Raw genomic sequence first — 3,384 nt, 5'->3', positions numbered from 1 at the left:
GGTGTGGGAGGCGCCCCAGGGGCAGGGTCGGGGCCTCCCGCTGCGGGAGTTGTGCTGGAACCACACCACCTTGCACGCCCGCACCCACGACCCCGGCTTCACCTACCTGCAGCTGCTGCTGCCCCAGCCGGAGCAGGCGGCCCTCGATGCCCTCCGTCAGCGCTGGGGCGATGCGGTGCTCTGGCACCTGGAGGCTGTGCGGGCCCAGGGGCAGCAGCGACTGGCCTGCCTACCGCTGGTGCGCTGGCGCGGCCGCGAGGCCTTGGAGGAGCTGATCCGCCATGCCTGCGATCTGGGCTGCCTGTTGTTCAACCCCCACGCGATCACGGTGGAAGATGGCGGCCTGGGCGGGGTGGATGCCGAGCAGGTGGCGGCAAAGGCCAACTACGACCCCGCTGGTCTGCTCAATCCCGGCAAGCTGCGCGGCTGGCTTGAGCGTTCTGGGTCGGGGGGCGATTAACAGCCGAGGCTGGCTCGGGTGTCGGCGCCGGTGCGGGGGTTGGTGCCGCTGGCCTTGGCGCAGAGCTGCCGTTGATCGGCGCGATCGATCAGGGCGTCGCTGAAGTCGGCGCCGGTCACATCGGCGCCATTGAATGTGGCGCCTGCAGCGATCACACCCACCAGCAGGGCATCGCGCAGGTTGGTGTGGCTCATGTCGGTGCGATCCAGCAGCACATCGCTGAGGTCAGCTCCGCTGAAATCGGCTTCAGGGAAAGCCCCCTGGGTGAAGATCGCGCCGTGCAGATCGGCGCCCGCAAAGTTGGTGCCTTTGCCCACCGCGCCAGCGAAGGAAGTGTTGGCCAGGTGCTGGCCGGAGAAGTCGTTGCCGCTCTGGTTGGTGAGCGTGTAGTCCACGGTGTCCTGGAACAGGGCCCGATCCTGCAGGCCAACACCGGCGCTCGTGTCGAGAGCCACAGCGGGTAGCGCGGCCACCAGCAGCCAGAGGCTGGCCATCAGGGCCATGAAGCGGCGAATCGGCATGGCGGCGCAGGCGTCTGCGTTCAGTCTGTCGTCTGGAGCAGGGGCAGCAGCTCCGCCACCAGATAGAGCGAACCGCAGGCCACCGGCAGGGCGGGCGAGTCCACCAGCCACGCCAGGTTGCTGGTGAGATCAGGGGCTCCTCCCTCCAGCTCAAACCCTGTGGCGGCCTGGAGAGCGCTGGCAGTCCAGCTGCTGTGCTCCTGCGGCAGGGCCACCACCCGCACCGCGTCGCCTTCGCGCAGCAGGGTGCGCAGCAGCGATGGCGCATCCTTGTGGCGCTGGATGCCGATCAGCCAGCGCCGCGGCAGCTGGTGTTCGTGGGTGCGTTGATCCAATTCGCGGCGCAGCGCCTCAGCGGCAGGGGGGTTGTGGGCGCCATCCACCAGCAGCGGCTGGCCCTGGAAGCGGCGCTGCTCCAGTCGGCCAGGCCAGCGGGCCTGGCGCAGCCCCGCGGCGATCGCAGCGGGGGTGATCGGCCAGCCGCGCTTCGCCAGCGTCTCGGCTGCTGCGCTGGCCACGGCGGCGTTGCTGCGCTGGAGATCACCCCCCAGACCCAGCTCAGGCCCGCCCTGCGCCTCTGGCGCCAACGGCTGCACCCAGCGCAGCTGGCAGCCCGCCAGGGCTGACAGCTGCCGCAGCACCTGGGCGGCCTCCTCGGTTTGCGGGCCGCTCACGGCCGAGGCCCCAGGGTGCAGCACGCCGGCTTTCTCAGCGGCGATGGCCGCGATCGTGGGGCCCAGGTGTTCGGTGTGATCGAGGCCGATGCTGGCGAACGCCAGCACCTGGCGATCTGGATGCACCGTGGTGGCATCGAGGCGGCCCCCGAGGCCCACCTCCAGCACTGCGAGCTCCACACCAGCCTCAGCGAAGGCCTGCATGGCTGCTGCCGTCACCAGCTCGAAGGGGGTGAGGTCGTGGCGGAGGGCCAGTGGTTGCAGCTCCTGCAGCAGCCGTTGCAGAGCGGCTTCGCTGATCAGGCCATCCGGCAGACGGATTCGCTCGCACCAGCTGAGCAGATGGGGTGAGGTGTAGAGGCCGCAGCGGATTCCGGCGGCGCTTGCAATCGCGTGCAGCATCGTGCTGATCGAGCCCTTGCCGTTGGTGCCGGCCACTTGCACAGCCGCAAAGCAGCGCTCCGGATGGCCAAGCTCTGCGAGTGCCGCCTGCAGCCGCTCCAGGCCGAGGTCAACGCCCCGGCGACTGAATGGGGCGATCAGGTCGCTGAAGGGGTCTGGGCCTGGCACGTAATCAGAGCGCGTTCCAGACGCTTCACCGCTTCGCGAATGTGGCGGGGTTGGATGGTGAGGGGCGGTACGAAGCGCACCACGTTGGTGCCGGCGGGCACCAGCAGTAGGCCTTCGGCCATGGCTGCCTTCACCACATCGATGGCGGCGGGGCCATCGGGCCTGAGCACCAGCCCCTGCAGCAGGCCCCAGCCGCGGCAGCCCTCCGCCAGGGTGGGGTGGCGCGCCACCAAGCCCGCGAGCTGCTGCTGCAGCAATTGGCCCATCGCTTCGGCATGGGCGGGCAAATTGCGCCGCACCAGCTCCTCAGCCACGGTGAGGCCGGCGCGGCAGGCCATCGGATTGCCGCCGAAGGTGCTGGCGTGCTCACCCGGCCTGAGGTGATCGGCAGCGGCCTTCACGCACAACGCACCGATGGGGAAGCCACCGCCCAGCCCTTTCGCCAGGGTGAAGGCATCGGGTTCCACGCCCAGCTTCTGGTAACCCCAGAGGCGGCCGGTGCGGCCGACGCCCACCTGCACTTCATCGAAGATCAGCAGGATGTTGTGCTGATCGCAGAGCTCCCGCACCCGGCGGAAGAAGCTCTGGTTGCCCGGGTTCACACCGCCTTCACCCTGCAGCGGCTCCAGCATCACAGCGGCCACGCGCGGACCATCCTTCTCGCACTCAGCCAACAGCGCCTCAAAGGCGGCCGTGTCGTTGTAAGGGCAATAGCGGAACCCCTGCACCATCGGCTCAAAGCCCTGGTGGTACTTGGGCTGACCGGTGGCTGTCACCGCTGCCAGGGTGCGGCCGTGGAAGCTGGCCTGGGCGGTGAGAATCAGCGGCCCCGGGCCGTCGGAGTTGATACCGCGAGCCTGGTGGCCGTGTTTGCGGGCCAGCTTGATCGCGCCTTCGTTGGCTTCGGCGCCGGAGTTGCAGAAGAACACCGCATCGGCGCAGCTGTTGGCGGTGATCCAGGCCGCCAGCTGTTCCTGCTCGGGGATCCGATACAGGTTGGACACATGCTGCAGCTTGCGCAGCTGCCGGCCCAGGGCCCGGCGCATCACCGGGTTGCTGTGGCCGAGGGTGCACACCGCAATGCCGGCCACCCCATCGAGATAGCGCCGGCCATTGCTGTCCCACACCCACACGCCCCGGCCGCGCACCAGTTCGAGGG

The 3,384-nt window shown here is 69.3% G+C and carries 3 protein-coding genes and 1 pseudogene; 1 reads left to right on the top strand and 3 read right to left on the bottom strand.

The features are described 5' to 3' along the window. A pseudogene (locus ACIQ2E_RS13505) lies at positions 1 to 460 on the top strand (FAD-binding protein); the annotation flags it as partial. Here ACIQ2E_RS13505 and ACIQ2E_RS13500 read toward each other — a convergent pair. The 3 genes from ACIQ2E_RS13500 to ACIQ2E_RS13490 form a co-directional block, all read right to left on the bottom strand. Next, complete coding sequence (locus ACIQ2E_RS13500) at positions 457 to 981, bottom strand: pentapeptide repeat-containing protein (protein WP_398331562.1); 525 nt, start codon at positions 979 to 981, stop codon at positions 457 to 459. The pseudogene ACIQ2E_RS13505 and the gene ACIQ2E_RS13500 sit on opposite strands and share 4 nt — an antisense overlap. Positions 982 to 1,001: 20 nt before the next feature. Beyond that, positions 1,002 to 2,225, bottom strand: coding sequence for a bifunctional folylpolyglutamate synthase/dihydrofolate synthase (locus tag ACIQ2E_RS13495; RefSeq protein ID WP_398331559.1), 1,224 nt, complete (start codon positions 2,223 to 2,225; stop codon positions 1,002 to 1,004). Continuing rightward, the coding region (locus ACIQ2E_RS13490; protein ID WP_398331556.1) for an aspartate aminotransferase family protein at positions 2,195 to 3,384 on the bottom strand (1,190 nt) is incomplete at its 5' end. The genes ACIQ2E_RS13490 and ACIQ2E_RS13495, both read right to left, overlap by 31 nt.

Source organism: Vulcanococcus sp. (assembly GCF_044369115.1).
GTDB lineage: Bacteria > Cyanobacteriota > Cyanobacteriia > PCC-6307 > Cyanobiaceae > Vulcanococcus.
Note: the sequence above shows the minus strand (reverse complement) of the source record. Positions and strands in the feature narration are given on the sequence as shown.